Genomic DNA, 836 nt, shown 5'->3' with positions numbered 1-836 from the left:
GATAGAAGCTGTTTTGCGAAGGGTAAAATCTCCGGAGCCACAGGGGAAAAGTCCAATTAGAACGAGGTTCATCACTATTTACCCTGAGGAGTTCTGTGTGGAAGTACTCATTGATGGGGCTGTCTACAGTCCGGTTTTAACCACCTCGGAGTTCAGGTTATTGACATATATGGCCAGACACCCAAGAAGAGTATTTTCCCGGGAAGAATTAATGGATGCTTGCCTGCCTGAAGGGGATAAACTTGACAGAACCATTGATAGCCATATAAGCAAATTAAGAAAGAAACTGGAAAGGATTGGATTGGATAATGTTCCGGAAAGTATACGCGGCATTGGATACCGGATTGGAAGTGAAAAATGAAAAGAAAAAATGACCTGAGCAGGCAGATCCTTTTTTTTATGCTGGGACTCACACTATGTATCATTCTTATCTCAGTATTGGGGACCTATATTTTCTACGCGGTTGTCTATAGCCTGCCGAGCTATGCCTCATCTGCCAATGATGAGGCCATGACATTCATTGACTGGGTATGGATTGCTATAGCTTCACTCCTGAGCTTTACCATTGCTGTATTCTTCGCATTAAAATTATCAACGCGCATTCTTTCTCCCTTAAATACCGTTGCCCTGAGCCTGCAACGAATCACGCATGGCGATTTGAGTGCACGCGCGATCACCAAAAGAAGTCATCTTTTAGAGATAAATAATCTTGTCAGTGATTTCAACCTGATGGCTGAAAGATTGCAAGTCATGGACGCTGACAGAAAATCATGGAATGCGGCTATCGCTCATGAACTGAGAACGCCGGTAACGATATTAAGAGGTCGGTTGCATGG

At 43.7% G+C, this 836-nt stretch carries 2 protein-coding genes; both read left to right on the top strand.

From position 1 onward, the window contains the following. Nucleotides 1–361, top strand: a 361-nt coding sequence (locus AC1DUO_RS25625) for a winged helix-turn-helix domain-containing protein (RefSeq protein WP_477989522.1), incomplete at its 5' end; no start/stop codon positions are given. Then, nucleotides 358–836, top strand: a 479-nt coding sequence (locus AC1DUO_RS25620; protein WP_477989520.1) for a HAMP domain-containing protein, incomplete at its 3' end; no start/stop codon positions are given. The genes AC1DUO_RS25625 and AC1DUO_RS25620, both read left to right, overlap by 4 nt.

Source organism: Rahnella sp. P4_A8, from assembly GCF_056402435.1.
Note: the sequence above shows the minus strand (reverse complement) of the source record. Positions and strands in the feature narration are given on the sequence as shown.